Genomic DNA, 17,977 nt, shown 5'->3' on the forward strand with positions numbered 1-17,977 from the left:
GAACCGGCAAATCTAGTTGACACCAGGCGGCAAATCTAGTTGACATTTAACAGGCAACTCCCTGGCTGGGGTAGCCAGCCCGGTCGCCAGGCTCCAGCGCCGCACCAGCGCGCCGTCTGCGCTGCGATCAGCCGTAGGGATCGGCATGGCCGTCCAGGTGAGCGCCGGACTGGTGGCAGGATCGGCCACGGGGGTCAGGCTGCTGGCGATCCAGGCCCCCCAGTAGCCGCCGGGGTATGCGTCTGTGACCTCAAGGTTCTCGATGCGCAGGTCGGCCAGGATCGTCGCCTGAGGATCCGGTGTGAGTGTGAGTTCAGCGCCGGCGGCAACCACGGGCCGGATCGAGTCGAAGGTGATCACGCTGGTGGCGTCGATCTGGTTGCCAACCTGGTCTGTGAGCCTGGCGATGATTGTGCGCGTCCCCTGGCTTAGGTCAGACGGGTCGGGTAGGGCGATGGCCTCGGCGAGGGTATTGCCGACCAGCGGGATCGGGTCGCCAAGTGCCTCGGGGCTGGTGCCGATCTGCAACTCGCGCAGGCCGCTACAGTCGTCCGTGCCGTCCACCTCGACGAAAGCGAGTGGTGCGCGGGTGTAGCCCGGGTCGCCAGCGGGAGCACCGCCAGCACCAGCAGGGTCGTTCGGTACGCGGCCGGGCAGGAAGGGGTTGGACAGCCGCGCCGTGCCTGTGGCGCGCTGATCGATGGTGATGCTGGCGGGCAGGATCTCAGCCTGTACCGTATCGCCGTTCCGCACCTGGGTGTAAAGGGTTTCGAGCGAACACTCACGGCTCCCAGCGGGTGAGGGTGCCGGAATCGCGATCGGGTTGCTGAACGGCACCCAGCCGTCGGAATCGCTCGCAGTGTCGGTCGGTGGGACGCCCCAGCGCCAACGAAGTTCCGTCGGGGGATCGCCGGTCACGTTGAAGCTGACGGTCAGGGTGGGCCTGGGGCCGACGATCGTGGCGCCATTCTCGATGATTGGCGCGAGGGTGCCCGGGTCGGTGCTGTGGGGGCTCAGGAGGAGATAGTCGATCACCAGACCGCTGCCATTGAAGCGCTCGGCGGCCACGTGGACGAAGCTACGTTCGCCGACGTTGGCGACGGCCTGAACCTTGAAATAGACGCCATCCCGACCAGAGAGAACCAGCGGTGTCCACGGGTTTCCACCGTTCGCCGACTGGTAGGCCACGAACAGGCTGCCCCTCTCGTCGATCCAGGTGTAGACGACATTGCCGAGCTCGTCGGCGGCCACGGAGGGGGCGTCGGCGATCGCGGAGTCCGTTAACCGGGTCGCTGTCCAGGTGCCGTCAGCCTGGCGTTGGGCGGCAAAAAGACCCTGCCCAATGCGATGCCATGCTACCAGGGGTGTGCCATCGGGCAGGTATGTGAGCGACGGGTTGGCGTCGAAGGGCTCGCCGCCGCTGTTCGTGGTTACGGACGATAAGCCAAGGCTCTGCCCGTCCCACTCGCCATACTGGATTGCGCCGCTAGTCGTTCCGAAGACAAGTCCGATCCGTCCGCTGGGGCCAGTCGCGAGCAGAGGCTGGCCGATCACCCCCGGGGTGGGAATCTCGACCGGCGCACCCCAGGCCCCGCCGGTCGCGGGGGAGCGGGAGCGATACCAGAGGCGCTCGGGGTCGCGCCAGACGACGACCACGGTGCCGTCGGCGGTTGCGGCGACGGCGAGGGCCACCGGGAGGGTGTCGCCGTTGTGGATCGGCTCGGGCGGCCCGAGGCTGCCACTCGGGTCGATCGAGCGGCCCGTGATCGTGCTAGTGGCGAGGTCGGCCCATACCAGGTAAGCGCCGCCGTCGGGAAGGGCGCTGAGGGCAACCCTGGTCGCGGTCGGCAGCGACGGAGGCGGCTCCAGGGTCGGCGGCCCAAAGCTCAGCGCAGCATCAGCCTTGCGCCAGAGGGTACCGTTGTCAGCGGCGACCGAAACCGTGCGCCCACCGACAGCAATGCCGCCAAGCTGTGCGCCGGACGACGCTGGAAGGGTTTGCAATGCCAGCACCGCGAGCGCATTGGGCTGCGGCGAGGCGGCAGCGGGGGGGAGGGTGGACAGAGCGAGGGTGACGGCGAGCAGGATGATCAGTGTGAGACGTGCCATTATTTCCCCTGTAATCCAGTCTGAATGTTGATACGGCGCTGTAGCATATTTAAGGGTTCCAAAACCAGCCCTGGACAGCGGGCTGCACCAGTCGAGTACGCTCTCGCATAGGGGTGGGGATGCCCAATGTGGAGGCATCCCCCACCCCTGACCAGCCGTGGTAGAGCCTACGATTGCAGCGTGATCGAAGCTAGCCCTGCTCAAGAGGGCGCAGGAGATGCTCGTGGACGAAGCCCTGCGGGTCGGCCAGAGCCACCCAGTTAGCGCTGTCGCCAAGGGTTTCGCCGCTCACGAGCCCGTTTGCCACCAGGGTTTCGCCCTGGCGCAAGGTCGTGACAACCACCGCATCGACGCTGGGTTCGGCGCGGACGTGCAGCTCGTCGAAGAGAACAAGGTAGCGCAAAGATTGTTCCGGCCCGTCCGCTGACGGAGGAGGCTGCCAGGACTTATCCGCGTCGACCAGCTCGACAATGCTGGTGTGAACAAAGCCGAGCTCGTCGGTACGATGCAGCCAGCGGTCGTTGCCCCCAATGTTCTCGCCCCGCACTTCATGGCCGGCGGCAAAAATCTCGCCAGGCTGCATCTGGAGGGCGGCCGGGTAGATCCGCCCGGGTCCCTGGCGTACATTCGCATTCTCGTAGAGCACGCGATAGAGGCGGGGCGCTGGAAACTGCTCACTGTCCCGCCATTGCATCAGGCGAAACATCAACCTGGGTCCCGGGCAGTGGGAGTCAGACCACTCCTCGTGGCCGAGAACCCTACGGCGCCCTGCCATGCCGAAACGTGCGATGAGTTCATCGAACAGGCGGGTCGTCGCCTCCCACTGGGCAGGCGTGGCGTCCTGGTTACCGCCGAGGGGCAGCTGGACAGCGATGCTCATGTTGTTGCCCTCTTCGTGACGGCAGTGCCATAGCGTATCCTCCAGGTCGCGGGTCTGGGCAATGCTACCGTCGCTGAAGACGACCAAGTGGTACTGTAACCCATCACCTCCGTCAGGTGAAAGAATATAGGGCTTCATATGCCAATGTGCGTTGCTGACAGTTTGTGCTAGCTCACCCTCCAGGGAGCGGTTACGTACCACCGTTCCATTATAATGGAGGGTGATGCTGGTGGGTGGCTGACTACGGGTGTCGATCGGCCGGTTCCGGCGCGGCAGGCTCTTGCGCAAATCGCGCATTACGATCCCGGCGACGCTGATCTGGGGCGACGCCGTGTTCTTACCTGTGCCGGTGGGTGACTCTTGAGTGGTCACTCGTTACCTCATTTCTTGCTACGCGTGCTGCTTTCAAGCAGGTTATCGGCTTGACGCTACAGACAAGGCAGGCGACTGGGCTTGCTGCAACAGGCAAGGCAGCCAGTTGAATGCGGCTGCATGTCCAGTACGTTACCTCACTTGCGGATCTTGCAGTCTCGCACGGAACTCACGGCATCCAGACAGTCGCGACCCAGGTTAGTGTCTCGTCTGCGGCGCGCTCAGTGCAGATATATTCGAGCGGCTCGCCACTGGCGGGTGGCGGCGATACGAACCAGCGGTCGCCCCGCTGCCAGACATCCTCGGCGTCGGAGGCAGCAGGGGGCGCCTCGCCGCTGCCAAGCCGTACCTGCGCTTTTCCCGTGATTATTCCTCGTCGCGCAATGGCATGGCCACGGTTGCGAGCATGGCCCGGCTTTGTGAACGCGAGGGGGGAGTACGTCGCCGATCCCTGGTGCATCCAGGCCCAGGTCTCAGCCTGGGGCCCGGCTGGCGATAGCTGAAACTTATAGCCCTGCGGGTCACCCTTACTCCAGAAGTGCATGAGCTCGGTTGTGCCGTGGCGGGCAAAGCGTGCTTCGACTGTTTCAACGCCGTCGACTTCAATACCGCCGGCGTGGAAGTCGGTGAGGCGCATCGGATTATGGCGGCGTAGGCCATCCACCCGGGCGTCCGGCGCCGGTGTAAGGGTGCCGAAAACATTGAAGTTGGGATACGTGATCTCATCGCAGCCGATTCCGCCTGGTCGCTGCTCCGAGTAGCAGGCGACGACGACACTGCCGGCCGACACCTTGGTGCATTTATAGCCGCGGCCACTGTTGCTCGCTGCATGGCAGCCAAAAAAGTAGTTGCCGATAAAGCTGTCGTCGTGAAACCCGTGGTTGGCATCAGGCAGATCGCGCGCCCCGTTAAGCGTCGCATCGCAGGCAATAATCGTAGAGGCGTTTGCGTCGCCGCCCTGGAAGTAGAAGCCGCAGCGCCCATTGCCATAGCTGCGGACGCGGTAGAACGCGCAGATGTTTGCGCCTGTCCTCGGCGTCCTCCTTACGTCACCCTGCACCCGCACACCATCGCCCGGGAATCCGGTCACGAATACGTGCGAGAGTGAGCAAGTGCGTTGCACGAGAATGCCGTGATGGTCAACTTCATCAGTCGGCTTGCCCCCATAGATCAGCACCAGGCGCTCCAGGGTACAGAAGCCGCCGTGCGCATCTGGATAGGCCTCATCATCGGGAAAGACCACGCGCACCCCCGGACATCCGATGAATCTCAGCCGCGTTCCCGCCTCGGCACTCAAACCGACATCGGCGCCGCGGATTGCGACCCGACGAATAATCGGGAGTTCGCTGCGGAACGTGTATTCCTCTTGCTGCAAAAGCGTAATCTCACCGCCCTTCTCAATAGCGCGTTGCGCGCGGAGCAGTGCCGGCGCCCAATCGTCGCCGTCCTCAGTGCGCCAGTAATCTTCAGCAGCCAGTATCGGCATGCGTATCACCTCCCTTGTGTAATAGTTTTTACCTGGTTGATTTTCGTGATTGATGGAATACATATTGATATAACAGTAATACCACATCTATCTGCCATAATGCCTTGAAGATTCGTGCGCTACCTGTGGAAGATCGTGCGCTTTTGGGTCACGGCGGAGGGCGAGATACCGTAGCGGCGCTTGAAGTGCAGGTTGAAGTGGCTGTGGTCGGCAAAACCAACCCGTGCCGCTACCTCGCGAACCGTGTGCTCGCCGCGCTCGAGCAGCGCCCGCCCACGCTCTACTCGCTGCGCGATCAGGTACTGGTGCAGCGACATCCCCATCGCCCGTTTGAAGACCCGTCCAAGGTGGTACTGGCTGAGGTGTGCCGCAGCCGCGATCTCGCCCAGGGTGAGAGTCTGGTGCAGGTGGGTGTCGATGAACTCCAGCACCCGCCGCAGTCGGAGATCTGGCTGCGCCTCGGCCCTCGCCAGGGTGTGGCACGCCATGGTGCTGTGCTGCCGCAACAGGTGTATCGCCAGGGTCTGGGTCAGCGCTTCCAGGTACAGCTTCCCAACAACACTGCCGCTCATGAGCTCGTCCAGAAACGCTCGGCAAAGCTCATACAGGAAGGCATCAGGCTCGGCCGTGCGCGGCAGCAGATTGACCTGGTTGGGGTCGCCGTCGAGCGTTTCGTGTGCGACCTGCGCCAGCACCCGCGGTGCCAGATAGATGATGCCCATGGTCGGCGTCTCCTGGCACCGGTAGTGGTATGCCGCTGGCTCGCCGCGGGGAACAATGTGGATCGTGCCGGGCCGCAGCGTCGTGTGGAACGGGCGGCCCAAGGTGCCGCGCAGATCGACCACTGCCTGCAGCGGGCCGGTGATGATGTACTGCTCGTGCATCGGCAGTTGCAATGTCAGGTCACGATGCACGAACGTTGCTCCGAACACATGGATGCCGTCGGGCATATGCTCGGAATCTTCGGTCAGACGCTGGTGAGGGGCGATGCTGTCCAGGTCGAAGTCGGTGCTGGAGACCAGGGGGGCCTGCACCGCGTTACTCATTGTTTGCTCCTTCTGGTGACTACCGTCGAAGTTGGTGGCGGTGCCTGCCAACCTGGTTGACTCGTCCTCTGAAGCCCCGGCCCTCGGGCTTGGGAGCCGTCACTGAGGGGCGGATGTCGTTAGCAAGGGCAGATACAGACGATGTTTCTCACTGCTGGCCTGGGGCGGTGGCAGGGCATCCTCACTGAGTTGGTAGATTCCGCCAGCGGCCTGCTCATTGCTCACATTGCCCACAGCACCATCCAGGCGATACTTCTCCGATGCGCTCACGCTAGCCCCGCCGGCGGCAGTGCTCCACCAGACGATCCTGAAATTGTTGCCCTGGGCCTCGGCTGACAGCGCACCGAAGATCACGAGCCCTGCCAGAACCATCGAGAGCAGAACGGTCTGCCACATAATAGCCTTGTTCACCAAAGCCCCCTTTAGTTCGTCACCATTACCCACCCATGCACAAAGCCGTTGTTGCGTAATTCCAACTGCTGCGCTCCTGTGTTGTCGGTGTTTTGCAAACAAATACCTACCAGCCACGTACCAGGGCCAGGCGTAATGGTCGTGGCGGCCGGGAGAAGTGACTGTGAGGGGTTGACTTCGACCTCCTGAATGAATTGAGCTGAAGCACCTTGTGATGACCCTTCTGGAAGATAACAGAGCAGAAGCAGCAGGGTCGCTGTGTCGCTTAATGTGGCTACAGATACCGATGCGCTCATCGTAATGCGCTGACTAACGGTCGTCGTAACGGTCACGAGTGGTCCTACCCACAACTCACCGGGGCTAGCTGTGGTGATCGAGCCTTCGAGAAGCGCAGTTGTCGCGATATCAGTCGGCAAAGTCTGTGGTAGCCACTGGGTGCCATCCCAACCAAGCACCTGGCCTTCCGCAGGCTGAGCGTCGCCCACCGGGTGCCCCCGTAACCCGTTGGCCGAGGCGCTGGTGATGGCGTAGGGCGAGGCCGTCAGAGCTTGCCGCGGAGCGAGTATCGTGAAGAGGGCGTCCTGAGGGCAGCGAACACTTATCTCAAGCCAGCGTGCTGCACCTGAAAAGGCGTCGGGGCCAAACTCACCGCCACCATTGAGCGTGACCGCAAACAAGCCCTCCTGGACGGCGACACTGTTGATGCTTTGCGTCGCACCAATTTGCGCACCATCCGACTCTGCATCCCATAGCTCAAACTGGAAGTCGCAGGTTGTAGACACCGGGCCGTCGGCGCTTTGGAGTTGGCCACGATACGTGAAGCTTGACCCGATAGCATCAGCTGTAGACACTGTGCCTTGAACCCGGCTCGCTGCGATGCCGAACCCAGAGAAGAAGATTGCGAAGATTGCGACGACAACCACTGTCAAGATAAGCGAGGAGGACAAACTCCGTCTGAGCCAAACCATATCTCGTGCTCCATTCTGATAGAATCGGTACCAAACTTATACCACCCCCCGTGCCAGTGCGCCTTCAATAATCGTGCGCTATCCTTGCGGAATCGTGCGCTTTTGTCCCGTCGATGGAACGTGCTGCCCTGCTCGGGCGTTATGCGTCGGCGGGCTCCGCGTTTTGCGGTAGCCCGCTCCCAACCACCGCCACCGCCTTCACCTCTACCAGCAGCTCGGGCAAGGCCAGCGCCGTTACGCCGACGACTGTCCAGGTGGGGTAGTTCTGGGGGAAGAACTCGGCTTTCACTGCGGCAAAGTGTGGCAGTTCATCCATCGCCAGGTGATAGGTCACCAGTTCGACGACGTCGGCGAGCGAGCTGCCGCCGGCTTCCAACACGCTGCGCAGATTAATAAAGGCCAGCCGCGCCTGCTCTTCAAGTGTGGTGCCGAAGCGACCCTCACCGTCAACCCCGAGTTGGCCCGCGGTCCAGATCATTTCGCCAACTCGCACGCCTTGCGAAAACTGCCACGTCGTGTACAATCCCTCTGTGCCTGCGGGATTGATCAACATCCGCGGCTGCGGACTGAGCGTCTCACGCATTGTGCATTCCTTTCTCAATACCACTGCTCAGCTTTTCTTCGTGCTCTACGGCGCGAAACAGCGCGACCAGCTCGCGCAGAGCCTGGCAATCGCAGCCACGCCGGAAGAGCAGCAGGTACTCTTGCCGCTGGTCGCGAACTTCCTGCTGGTGCATCTGGGCAACGCACAGGCAGCGGCGCAACTGCTCGCAGTGAGCGCGCACCTCGGCCCGGCGAACGGGAACTGGCTCCTGCAGCTCCCCGAGATCACCGATCTCCCGGCGCGGCTGCTCAGTGTGCCTGGCCAGGAGGGCTTTACGGCAGCCGGTATGGCGGCACAGGTCTTACCGCTTGCAGATGCAGTCGCGCTGGCGCAGCGGCTGATTACCCAGGCCAGTGAGGTGCCAACCCAACCCTGCGCTTTTGCCCCACTGCCGAGGGCGGCACGCCATAGCGGCGCTTGAAGTGCAGGTTGAAGTGGCTGTGAGCGGCAAAGCCGACCAGGGTGGCGACCTCGTTGATGGTGTAGTCGCCGCTTTCCAGCAGCGCTCGCCCGCGCTCCAGGCGCTGCCCGATCAGGTACTGGTGCAATGATACTCCGGTGGCCCGTTTGAAGACCCGGCCGAGATGGTACGGGCTGAGGTGTACTTCCGCTGCAATGTCGGCCAGGCTGATCTGCCGGTGCAGATTGGCCTCGATGAACTCCTGCACCCGCCGCAGTCGCAGTTCCGGCTGCGCCTCGGCCCTCGCCAGGGTGTGGCAAGCCATGGTGCTATGCCGGCGCAGCAGATGCACCGCCATGGTCTGGGTCAGCGATTCCAGGTACAGTTTGCCGGCGATGCCTCCGTTCAGCAATTCGCCCAGAAAGGCCTGGCAGAGCTCGTAGAGCAGTGCGTCGGGCTCGGCCGTGCGCGGCAGCAGGTTGAGGTGGGCCGAGTCACACTCGATTGTCTCCTCAGCGACCCGCGCCAACACGCGCGGCGCAAGGAAGAAGACGCCCATAGCCGGTGGTTCCTGGCAGCGGTAGTGATAACTGCCCGCCTCACCGCGTGGAACGATGTGCACCATGCCGGGCTGCAAGGTCGTGTGGAACGGGCGCCCCAGGGTGCCGCGCAGCTCCACAACTGACCGCAATGGACAGGTGATGGTGTATTCCTCGTACATCGGTAGCTCAAAGCCGTGGGCGCGGTGTACAAACTCAGCGCCCATCACCTGGATGCCGTCGGGCATATCAGCGTGCTCGGCGTGCAGCAGCTGAAAGGGTGCGACGCTGGCCAGGTCGAAGTCGGTGCTGGAGACCAGGGGGGCCTGCACCGCGTTACTCATTGTGTGCTCCTTCTGGTGACTACCGTCGAAGACGGTACTTGCTACGCACTGCGCCGAACCAGATGGCGCTCCAGAAACTCCACCTGCACCGCCACGACCTCGTCCCACAGCGGGGGCACGAAGACGTCGAAGTGTCCGCCGGGATAGCGCTTGAGCTCAGCGTGTGGGGCGTGCCTCGCGGTGTCATAGACAAACCGGGCGGGGGCAATCCGATCTTGCTCGGCAGCGATGTAGAGGATCGGGCAGCGGATGCGGTGCGCTGTTGTGATCTCAGTTCGCATGATCTCCTCTTGAATACCAGTTTTTCGCCATTTCCCAGACTATTCCGGCACCCAGGTAGAGCATGTGCAGTAAATCAGATCACACCCGCTGCCGCAAGAGAAGAAGGTGCACAAACGGGTGGACAAAAGGTGTCCTCTTCCGCACGGTACATGTTCCCTGGTTATGCTATACTGGAACTATCCTGTAAATAATTCGCTTCTATAACTATTTTTTTACCCGTTGAAACACCGAGGAACTACGCCTATGAGTCCCCCGGAGCGCTTCAACCAGGCGATGCGGCGACTGCGCCGCAGCCGTGGGGTGACCCAGCGTGAGCTAAGCCAGCGTGCTTTCTGCTCGCTTGATACGGTCAAGAAGTTGGAGACCGGTGCGCGCCAACCTTCGCGTCACCTTGCCGAGCAGATCGCTACGGTGCTTGCCCTCGTCGGCGATGAACGCGACGCTTTTCTTGCCCTCGTCGGGACACGTTCCCCCCTTTCCAATGAAGCGTCCTCTACGCCGCTGATCACGCCAGCGCCTCAGCCTTCACCGATCGGCCCCTTCTCGAACATCCCTCTGCTTGGGCGCAAGGCTGAGCTCGCCGCGCTGCAGGATCTGCTCGCCGACCCCCAGGTTCGCCTGCTTACCATTCTTGGCCCCGGCGGCAGTGGCAAGTCGCGCCTGGCCCTGGCCCTCGCCAAAGAGGTGATTGGCCATTACGCCGACGGCATCAGCCTCGTTCCCCTGGCTCCGGTCACCGACGCGGCCCTGCTGCCCCAGGCAATTGCCGTCGCCCTCGGTGTTGGCCTCGCACCCGAGCCGGACCCGGGTACCCAGGTGCTGGCCTGGCTCCACCACCGGCAGTTGCTGCTCGTGCTGGATAATATCGAGCAGTTGCGTGCGGCGACTCCCTGGCTGCAGGAGTTGCTTGTCACTGCCCCCGGCGTTCAATTGCTCGTCACCTCGCGTGAACGGCTTCACCTCCCGGCCGAGTGGGTCTTCGATCTGCACGGCCTGGCCGTTCCCCCGCCTGGCGGCACGACGTTCGTGCAAGATCAGGCCGCCACGCTGGATCATCGGTACAGGGACGCGGTTGATCGCCCTGACCTCACCTCCCGCCTCCCGCTTCCTTCGCTCGAGGACTGGCCGGCGGTGGCGCTCTTCACGCACTGGGCGCGCCGCACTCGAGCCGGTGCGCCGATCAGCCCGGAGGAACTGCCAGCGATCGCCGCGATCTGCCGACTGGTTGAGGGCTTGCCCCTGGCGATCGAACTGGCCGCGAGCTGGGTGCGAACCTTGAGCCCGGCCGAGATTGCCCGCGAACTTGCCAGGGGTATCGACCTGCTCGCGGCGGCAGCGCCAACGGTCACCGGGCGTCACGCCAGCATGCGCGTCGTCTTTGCCCACTCGTGGCAGCTGCTTACCGAACACGAACGGGTAGCCCTCGAGCGCTGCGCCGTCTTTCGGGGTGGTTTCACTGCCGAGCAAGCAGTTGCGGTTGCCGACGCACCGCTTCCGATGCTCGCCACCTTGATCGACAAGACCTTGCTACGGCGCGGATCGGCGGGCCGTTATGAACTCCACGAGTTGGCGCGCCAGTACGCCGAGGAGCAACTGGCGCGGCGCAAGGAACTGGCAGCAACGCGTGACCGACACCTGGCGATGATGATCGCGCTTGCCGAGGCGGGTGACCGGGGGCTGCGCGGGCACGAGCAGTTTGCCTGGTACCAACGGCTCGCTGCCGAGGAGGATAACCTGCGCGCAGCGCTAGACTGGGCGACAGAGAGCGGCCAGGCCGCCGTTGGGCTCCAGCTCGCGGGGGCCTGCGGACTCTTCTGGCTAATGCGCTCGCATATCCTGGAGGGCTTCCAACCCCTGCGTGAGGCTGGTGCTCCCAGAGTCTGTGCCGCTGGTAACAAGCGCTAGCGCTTGTTGCCAGCGGCATCACTTGCTCACCGCCGCACGAGCGGCACATACACGGTCGGGATATGCACCACGATCGCCGCCGACTCGCCGCCGCCCGGCTCCGGATTGATCACTCGAACGAGGGCGAAGCTCCGCGCGTCTTCGGGTTGCAAGGCTACCTGGAGCGTGGTTGGGGTGACGTTGGTGGCAGCGCGGCTGACCCCGTTCCAGCTTACGATCGCACCCGGTACAAAGTCGCTGCCCGCCAAGGTCACGATGAGTAGCTCACCATTGCGCCCCAGACCAAGCAGGCCCTGCACACTCGGACGTGGGTTGCTGCCCGGGGCTACGATGCTAAAACTTAGTCCGTTGGAGAGTTGGCCGTCGGGGTTGCGTACCCGTAGTTCACCGGCCCCCGGCGTCAGCAGATCGGCCGCCGAGAGGCTGATCACGACTTCGTCTGCGCTGATCAGCCGGGTTGGGCGCGTGCCTCCGTTCCACTGACCTTGGGTGCTCTCGACGAACCCGCTGCCACGAAGGTTCAGCTCAAGACCGGTGCCCGTTCCGGCGACCACACTGGCAGGACTCAGGCTGATCAGGGTTGGTGGCGGTGGCGCACTGGGGCTGCCCACGTTCAGGGTAAGCACCTCTGAGGTGCCGCCGCCCGGCCCGGGGTTGACGACCCGCAGGCCCCGCGCCCCCGGTTGGGTCAGATCGGCGGCACTCAGGTCAACGTCGAGCAGTTCTGGCCCGCGGTAGCTCGTTGGGCGCTGCTGACCATTCAACTCGACGTGCGAACTGGGGATGAAGCCGCTGCCTTGCAGACTGATCCGCACTGGCCCGCTGCCCGCGAGCAGGCTCGTGGGCGTAAGACTCGCCAGCGCGGGCAGCGGATTGGCCTGGGCGTCACTCACCACAAAATTGCGTGCGCTACTTTCGCCGCCGCCCGGGCTAGGATTGCGTACCGTCACGGCCACATTGCCGGCGCTGCTCAGCAGATTGGTCGCCACGGTGGCCCGCAACTCGCCCGATCCAAGCCGCTCGGTGGGCAGATCGCTGCCGGCCCAACGCACCACCGCCCCCGCCGCAAAACCCTCACCGAGCACACGCAGACTCAGCGCGGTGCTGCCAACGGGGGCGGATGCGGGCAACAGGCTATCGAGGGCGGGCAGCGGATTGACCGGCCCCAGGGTCAGGGCCACATTGTCGCTAAAGCTGGCGACAAACACCTGGTCGCCCTGCGGATCAACTGCCAGCCCACGCGCTCCGCCCAGGAAGGGGCCGGTGGTGATCCCGCTGGCAGGAATGCGTACCAGGGCTTGCACAAACTGGAGCATACCATCCGGCGTGCGGGCAAACGCCGCGATCCCATTGGCACTCTCGCCACTCACATAGACGTAGCGTCCATCGGTACTGGCCGCCACAAACAGTGCTCCCGCCAGCCCGTCAAGCGTGCGTGGGCCACCGGTTTGGGGATCGAGCACCGTGTCACCCTGGCGCCAGGCTTCCTGAAAACGCAGGCGGCCCTGCTCGGCCAGATTGCGTTGGAAGACGGTCACCGCATTGGCTCGCTGGCTGGCCGCATAGACGTGCTGGCCATCGGGGCTGACCGCCACCCCAAAGATGCCGTCCAGCCCTGCGATCCTCCCGCCATCATTCAGGGCCTCGTTGAAGCTGAGGTGGCCGTTGGCTGGGTTCCGCGTAATGCCAACCAACTGATTGTTGGTATAGCCGGCTACATACAGATTGCTGCCCTCTGGGCTTATAGCGAGCCCGCGTGCCCCGGCCAACTCGCTGCGGTTCAGGCTCATCACAAAGCGCGGCCCGGCGGGGAAGAGGCCGCGTAGACCGCCATTCTCTGCCCGGCTCAGCACAGTCAAGTGGCCGGTGGCACTCGCCACGATGACATGCAGCCCGTCGGGACTGACCACAAGGCCCTGGGGATTATCAAGGCTGCTGATCGTGCCAGCACATTCGATAAGCTGGGGTGGCGGGCGCACGCGGCAACCATAACTATCACCCTGCTGCACCGTATCAATCAGGGTCAGCAACCCGGTGGTTGTCTCACGCGCAAAAGCGGTGACAGTGTCGCTGGCACTAGCTGTCACATACACAGTGCGCCCATCAGGGCTGATCGCCACATAACGCGGGCCGTCCAGTTGCAGCGTGCCTTCGGGCAGGGTTGCATTGTGCTGGTAGGTGGCCCCAACTTGCAACGCCCCACTGGGGCTACGCCGCAGCATGATCAAACGGTCGCCGGTCTGGGCTGCCAGATAGAGGTGCTGTCCATCGGGGCTGATCGCCAACCCGTGCGGCCCGCTGCTGGCCCCGGTGCCGGCCTGCCCAAGGGCGAACGGGGCCAGCGGTGGTTGCAGTGGACGCACGCCCTGGCAACTCACGTCGAAACTGACCGTGGGTTGTTGCGGGTCGTTGGTGCTCATGCTGAGCGTGGCGGCACGCAGGCCCGGCGCACTCGGCGTGCAGCGCAGGCCAAGATCCATCGGCGCACCGCCATCAGGGATGGTGATCGGATCATTGCCATTCCAGCCCACCAGGCTAAAATCGCCGGGATTGAGCCCACCCAGACTGAGGCCGCTGATCGTCAGGCTCGCCCCGCCAACCTCACGAAGACTCAGGCTGCGGTCACGGCTCCCACCCACCAGAGCCTGGCCAACATCAAGCGGGCCAGGAGCTGCCGGGCTGCTCGCAAAACCAGGCGTCGGTGCGGCGACGGCGTTGCAACTCAGGGCATAGTTCAGGGTCGGCTGAGCCGGGTCGTCACTGCTCAAGCTCAGCGTCGCGCTACGCAGCCCCGGTGTCCCTGTTGGCGCACAAGCCAGATTCAGGCTGCCACTCGTGCCCGGATCAAGCGTGAGCGGGATGCTTGACATAATACTGAAACTTACTGCATCTGGCCCACTGAGCTGGGCCGTGCTCAGCGTGAGCGGAGCATCGCCCGTATTAGAGAGCTCGATGCTCAGTTGCTGGCTATTGCCCACCGTCACATTGCCAAAATTGAGCGGCCCGGGTGGCAGCGGGGTCAGGCTGGTCACCGGCGCCGGGGCGGGGAGCTCGAAGGCCCCAATATCGCAGCGATTGCCTTTGGGGCGACTGAAACCCCGTACATCCTGGTTATCAACCGGTGGATTGGCACAAGTGGCCGGATCGCCCGCATCACGCAACGGACTGGCCCCCGTTGGACGGCTGGTCAGCATCGGACTGAGCGGCCCACCATTGAAACTCGGCGCCTCAAAGCTCGCGCTGGTCGCACTCAGGTCGCCGGGTTGGTTCAACCCACAACTGCTGCCATCATCCAGGTTATGGCCGAGCGAGGTGAGGCTGCCCCCCGCGCAGCCGCCCACCAGCGCCGTATTTACCAACCGCAGCGTACCATCAGGCTGGTTGAACAGCGCCGCCCCCTGGCCTCCGGCACTATTGGCGGTGATCGTCACGTTGCGCAGATCCACAATAGCAGCGCCGCCGCCAGGGTCTTCATTGAACAGCCCGCCGCCATTGGCGGTCGCTGCATTGGCGGTCAATTCCACATTCGCGAGGCTCAGCCCAAAGTCGCCACTGTTTGCAATGGCACCGCCGCTGCCCGTCACCAGATTGTTGAGCAGCACACTGCGCACAATGGTCGTAAGGCCGCCAAAATTGGCTACGGCCCCACCCCGGCGATCATTGCCAGCCGAACCAGCGATATTGCCACTCAGCACACTATCACGCACGGTGACGGCACTGTTGGGGCTCACGTGCAAGCCACCACCATTGCCACGCAGGCTCAGGTTACCGGTCATGATCACGCGGGTAAGGTGAGCGGTATCCGGGTTGGCCCCATTGTTCCGCACATAGAGTGCGCCGCCGCCCTGGGCATCATAGTTATCACCGGGATCGCCCTCGACCCCATTGTTATTGGGATCGCTGGCGAAAGCCAGGTTGCCATCAAGGATCACATCGGTCAGTTCGAGCGGCGCGATCGCATAGATTGCGCCACCACTGCGCAAGGCCCGATTGCCCGAAAAGATCGACCCAGCAATCCGGGCCGGATCACTGCCCGCCGCCCAGATCGCGCCGCCGCCATCACTGCCGTCGGCCCCATTGCCCGTAAACAAGCTCCCGGCAATCTGCAGGGCCCCCTCGCTGCGAATGGCCCCGCCATCGCCAACGGTGGCGACATTATCAAAAAAACTGACCCCGGCTGCATTGAGCGTGCCACCAATGGCGACCCGGATGGCTGGCGCGCCCTTGGTCAGCGTCAAGTTGGTAAGACTCAGGCTGCCACCGCCATTGATCACAAAGATCGGGCTGCTTCCCCCGGGTCGTCCCACAATGGTGACCGGGCCAACCATCAGAAGATCGGCACTAATGCTGGGCAGATCCTTCAAAGGATCGCTCAATTGAAGTGGGCCGGGGGTGCTGAAACTGATCGCATATGGCCCGTTACCGCTGGCGTCGCACTGATGGTAGACGCCCTGGTCGGCAATGGCCTGCAACGCCTCGTAGAGCGAACACTTGCCATCACTATTGTTGTCAGCATCCCCGGCACTTGGATCAACCACGATGCTAACGGCCGCATTGGCCCTGGGCGCAGGCCAACCTAGACCCACCAGGATGAGGCTCAGCGCCAGCACCAGCCGGGCAAGCAAACGGCTCATAGGTGGCTCCTTATGACTATTTTGGATTGCCGTGCTGGTCATCATAACGCCTCAACGTGGCTTGGTGGACGCAGGGTGACCAACGCTCATTGGTATTATAACGTACCGTTCGCGAGTGCATCCGACGTTTGTCATTTCACGCGCCGTGATCGCGGTGACGATATCGCGACCAGCGCGGCGAGAGAGCACCGGTTGCACCTTCGCTTGGCGTCCAGATACGCTCCCAACACCCTTTGCGCCTTTGCGTCACAGCATCAGAAAACGTAGGGGACACACCACGCAGCGTGCGCAATGTTTGGCACGCACCCCTACAGCGTGATCACCTTTTGGGCACCCCACTGAGCCGCGATGATATCGGGCATGCCGCCGATGACCCCAACGGCCAGTTGTTTGGTCAGGCCATAATAGTCGAGGCAGGTGCGACATCAATCTCTTTGCGCTGACCTTCCGGCCAGCTTGCGCTGACGCTCAGGCTATGATAACGTGCCTCGGCGAATCCGGGCAGCTTCACGGCAAACTGGCCATCGTTCGCCACGAGATCGCCTGCCTGACCATCATCACGCATAGTGAACTGTGGCCCGTCCGGCTCAATGCTCACCTGCATGATCACGCCTGAACTAAAGGCGTTCTGGCCATCAAGCAGGCGGGCAAGGATGCTCCCCACTGGCGCGGCCTGGCCAAGCTTCTGGGGCGTCACTGCTGCGCCCGGCGCAGCCGCCGCGAAGCGGTAGCGCTGCCCGTTTGCGCTGTAGCTCAGCCCGGCACCAGAGTTGGCCCACGGCTCGGCTTGCGCCGCTGGCACCGGCGGTGCCGCACTCCAGCCGACCGATGCGATCACGAAGATCATGGTTAGCAACCGCCACCAGTGGCGGGGAGCATTGAGTTGGGTGCGCATAGACTCTGGCCTTTCCCTCAGCAGGTGGCAGGTGAGCAAGCAATCGAGGTGTTGCTGGCTACCGCCGCACCAGCGGCAGGTAGATGGTGGGCGCTGCCGTCGCCGCTAGGCGGCGCAGCTCACGCTGTTGCAACTCGTGAACAACCGGGATGAGGGCTGGCTCAGGCCAATCCTCAACCGTAAGCGCTAAGAGATACGCTTTCAAGGCCTCTTGCTCAGCGCTCACGACACCGACATCGGCAAAGACGGTCTGGGTCGTTGGATCAAACCCGTTCGCAGTGAGATCAGCCTTGTAGGCAGCGATCGCGCTTGCGGTCATTGGTTCTAGATCAGCCGTCAGGACTTCAGCCTGACGGCGTATGTCGCCCGTGCGCGCGGCCGCTTCTTCGAGGAATGCCCGTGCCCGTTGACGCTGCCGCAGGTTCCAGGATCCATCGCCAGCAGCCTCGGCCAGCGCCGCCCGCCGTAGCGACTCCAACGCCGCGCGCCGTAGCGCATCAACCGTAAGCTGCTGCTCAAGATAGGTGCGCTGATCAGGATCAGTCAAGCCAGCCAGCGCTGTCAGCGTGATCGGTTGCGGGGTCACCAACTCGCGATAGGCGTTGCTTTGGGCAGGCAGCGCCGTAAGACTCACCTCGCCGTAAGCCGAAAGATAGAGCGCTTTACTAGTTGCCAGCGCAAAGATACACCCTGGGGTCATCCAGGGAAGGTTCGCCCATGGACATACGAGCATCGCCTCTAGCGTAGCCACAAGGCTCCCGCGATAAAAACCACGCTGCAGTTCATTCACCCGCACTTCGACTGTTTTGGGCACAGGTGGTGCGAGTCCCTGGCGATCCACCGCCGATTGCTGGGCGTTGAGCACCGCCATGTGGCGCGCGGTCTGAATCGGCTCGGGCTCATGCACCAGGCGCTTGGCGAAGCGGACGCGGCCCGATCCTCTTTGCGCGAGGCCTTGGCGATCCGCCGACGCATCCTGGGCGAGTTACACCACGATACGGCCAACACCCTGGGGCACCTGGGGATGCTCCACCTGACCGCCGGACGCCCGCAACAGGCCCGGCCCCTGCTCGCCGAGGCGCTGCGCCGTCACCTGGCCCGC

Annotated in this window: 14 protein-coding genes and 1 pseudogene; 3 read left to right on the forward strand and 12 right to left on the reverse strand. The window is 63.4% G+C overall.

Features of this window, described 5'->3' with window-relative positions:
• Positions 1-12: 12 nt before the first annotated feature.
• The 7 genes from EYB53_RS20490 to EYB53_RS20520 all read right to left on the reverse strand — a co-directional run bounded on the left by EYB53_RS20490 (position 13) and on the right by EYB53_RS20520 (position 7,855).
• Positions 13-2,109, reverse strand: coding sequence for a PLL family lectin (locus tag EYB53_RS20490; RefSeq protein WP_135480519.1), 2,097 nt, complete (start codon positions 2,107-2,109; stop codon positions 13-15).
• 190 nt (positions 2,110-2,299) lie between these two features.
• Positions 2,300-3,361, reverse strand: coding sequence for an N-acetylmuramoyl-L-alanine amidase (locus tag EYB53_RS20495; protein WP_135480521.1), 1,062 nt, complete (start codon positions 3,359-3,361; stop codon positions 2,300-2,302).
• Positions 3,362-3,530: 169 nt separating this feature from the next.
• A complete protein-coding gene (locus EYB53_RS20500; RefSeq protein ID WP_135480523.1) occupies positions 3,531-4,910 on the reverse strand; it encodes a hypothetical protein in 1,380 nt (459 codons plus the stop codon).
• Positions 4,911-4,966: 56 nt separating this feature from the next.
• Positions 4,967-5,893 (reverse strand): AraC family transcriptional regulator, encoded by a 927-nt coding sequence (locus EYB53_RS20505; RefSeq protein ID WP_135480525.1) that lies wholly within the window; start codon positions 5,891-5,893, stop codon positions 4,967-4,969.
• Positions 5,894-5,992: 99 nt separating this feature from the next.
• The gene (locus EYB53_RS20510) at positions 5,993-6,304 is read right to left on the reverse strand and encodes a hypothetical protein (RefSeq protein WP_135480527.1); all 312 of its coding nucleotides are present in this window, start codon (positions 6,302-6,304) and stop codon (positions 5,993-5,995) included.
• Between the two features lie 11 nt (positions 6,305-6,315).
• The gene (locus tag EYB53_RS20515) at positions 6,316-7,272 is read right to left on the reverse strand and encodes a DUF8740 domain-containing protein (protein WP_135480529.1); all 957 of its coding nucleotides are present in this window, start codon (positions 7,270-7,272) and stop codon (positions 6,316-6,318) included.
• 139 nt (positions 7,273-7,411) lie between these two features.
• Positions 7,412-7,855 (reverse strand): RidA family protein, encoded by a 444-nt coding sequence (locus EYB53_RS20520; RefSeq protein ID WP_205712707.1) that lies wholly within the window; start codon positions 7,853-7,855, stop codon positions 7,412-7,414.
• A gap of 1 nt (position 7,856) precedes the next feature.
• On the opposite strand from EYB53_RS20520, the gene EYB53_RS20525 reads away from it, so the two are divergent.
• Complete coding sequence (locus tag EYB53_RS20525) at positions 7,857-8,297, forward strand: hypothetical protein (protein WP_135480531.1); 441 nt, start codon at positions 7,857-7,859, stop codon at positions 8,295-8,297.
• Here EYB53_RS20525 and EYB53_RS20530 read toward each other — a convergent pair.
• Both EYB53_RS20530 and EYB53_RS20535 read right to left on the reverse strand, forming a co-directional pair.
• Positions 8,218-9,159 carry a helix-turn-helix domain-containing protein gene (locus EYB53_RS20530; protein WP_135480533.1) on the reverse strand — a complete coding sequence of 314 codons (942 nt, stop codon included), beginning with the start codon at positions 9,157-9,159 and terminating at the stop codon, positions 8,218-8,220. The genes EYB53_RS20525 and EYB53_RS20530 overlap by 80 nt on opposite strands.
• 41 nt (positions 9,160-9,200) lie before the next feature.
• Positions 9,201-9,440, reverse strand: a complete 240-nt coding sequence (locus tag EYB53_RS20535) for an alpha/beta hydrolase (protein ID WP_135480535.1) — start codon at positions 9,438-9,440, stop codon at positions 9,201-9,203.
• 244 nt (positions 9,441-9,684) lie between these two features.
• Between EYB53_RS20535 and EYB53_RS20540 the strand changes: the two genes are divergently transcribed.
• Positions 9,685-11,346 (forward strand): helix-turn-helix domain-containing protein, encoded by a 1,662-nt coding sequence (locus tag EYB53_RS20540; RefSeq protein WP_135480537.1) that lies wholly within the window; start codon positions 9,685-9,687, stop codon positions 11,344-11,346.
• A 26-nt stretch (positions 11,347-11,372) separates the two neighbouring features.
• Here the strand turns inward: EYB53_RS20540 and EYB53_RS20545 are convergent, their stop codons facing one another.
• The 3 genes from EYB53_RS20545 to EYB53_RS25705 all read right to left on the reverse strand — a co-directional run bounded on the left by EYB53_RS20545 (position 11,373) and on the right by EYB53_RS25705 (position 17,782).
• Positions 11,373-15,980, reverse strand: coding sequence for a choice-of-anchor Z repeating domain-containing protein (locus tag EYB53_RS20545; protein WP_167857516.1), 4,608 nt, complete (start codon positions 15,978-15,980; stop codon positions 11,373-11,375).
• A gap of 394 nt (positions 15,981-16,374) precedes the next feature.
• Positions 16,375-16,875, reverse strand: coding sequence for a choice-of-anchor X domain-containing protein (locus EYB53_RS20550; protein ID WP_135480541.1), 501 nt, complete (start codon positions 16,873-16,875; stop codon positions 16,375-16,377).
• A 58-nt stretch (positions 16,876-16,933) separates the two neighbouring features.
• Complete coding sequence (locus EYB53_RS25705) at positions 16,934-17,782, reverse strand: hypothetical protein (protein ID WP_254151165.1); 849 nt, start codon at positions 17,780-17,782, stop codon at positions 16,934-16,936.
• On the opposite strand from EYB53_RS25705, the pseudogene EYB53_RS26700 reads away from it, so the two are divergent.
• Positions 17,777-17,971, forward strand: a pseudogene (locus EYB53_RS26700) (tetratricopeptide repeat protein); the annotation flags it as partial. The gene EYB53_RS25705 and the pseudogene EYB53_RS26700 overlap by 6 nt on opposite strands.
• Between the last annotated feature and the right edge of the window lie 6 nt (positions 17,972-17,977).

It is taken from the genome of Candidatus Chloroploca mongolica, assembly GCF_004762035.2.
In the GTDB taxonomy this organism is placed as follows: Bacteria; Chloroflexota; Chloroflexia; order Chloroflexales; family Chloroflexaceae; genus Chloroploca; species Chloroploca mongolica.

What these genes read in the sequence shown, in the direction of transcription:
- EYB53_RS20500 (WP_135480523.1), bottom strand. Translation starts at nt 4,910, where the DNA reads ATGTATTCCATCAATCACGAAAATCAACCAGGTAAAAACTATTACACA.
- EYB53_RS20535 (WP_135480535.1), bottom strand. Translation starts at nt 9,440, where the DNA reads ATGCGAACTGAGATCACAACAGCGCACCGCATCCGCTGCCCGATCCTC.
- EYB53_RS20505 (WP_135480525.1), bottom strand. Translation starts at nt 5,893, where the DNA reads ATGAGTAACGCGGTGCAGGCCCCCCTGGTCTCCAGCACCGACTTCGAC.
- EYB53_RS20490 (WP_135480519.1), bottom strand. Translation starts at nt 2,109, where the DNA reads ATGGCACGTCTCACACTGATCATCCTGCTCGCCGTCACCCTCGCTCTG.
- EYB53_RS20550 (WP_135480541.1), bottom strand. Translation starts at nt 16,875, where the DNA reads ATGCGCACCCAACTCAATGCTCCCCGCCACTGGTGGCGGTTGCTAACC.
- EYB53_RS20520 (WP_205712707.1), bottom strand. Translation starts at nt 7,855, where the DNA reads ATGCGTGAGACGCTCAGTCCGCAGCCGCGGATGTTGATCAATCCCGCA.
- EYB53_RS20540 (WP_135480537.1), top strand. Translation starts at nt 9,685, where the DNA reads ATGAGTCCCCCGGAGCGCTTCAACCAGGCGATGCGGCGACTGCGCCGC.
- EYB53_RS20515 (WP_135480529.1), bottom strand. Translation starts at nt 7,272, where the DNA reads ATGGTTTGGCTCAGACGGAGTTTGTCCTCCTCGCTTATCTTGACAGTG.
- EYB53_RS20545 (WP_167857516.1), bottom strand. Translation starts at nt 15,980, where the DNA reads ATGAGCCGTTTGCTTGCCCGGCTGGTGCTGGCGCTGAGCCTCATCCTG.
- EYB53_RS20530 (WP_135480533.1), bottom strand. Translation starts at nt 9,159, where the DNA reads ATGAGTAACGCGGTGCAGGCCCCCCTGGTCTCCAGCACCGACTTCGAC.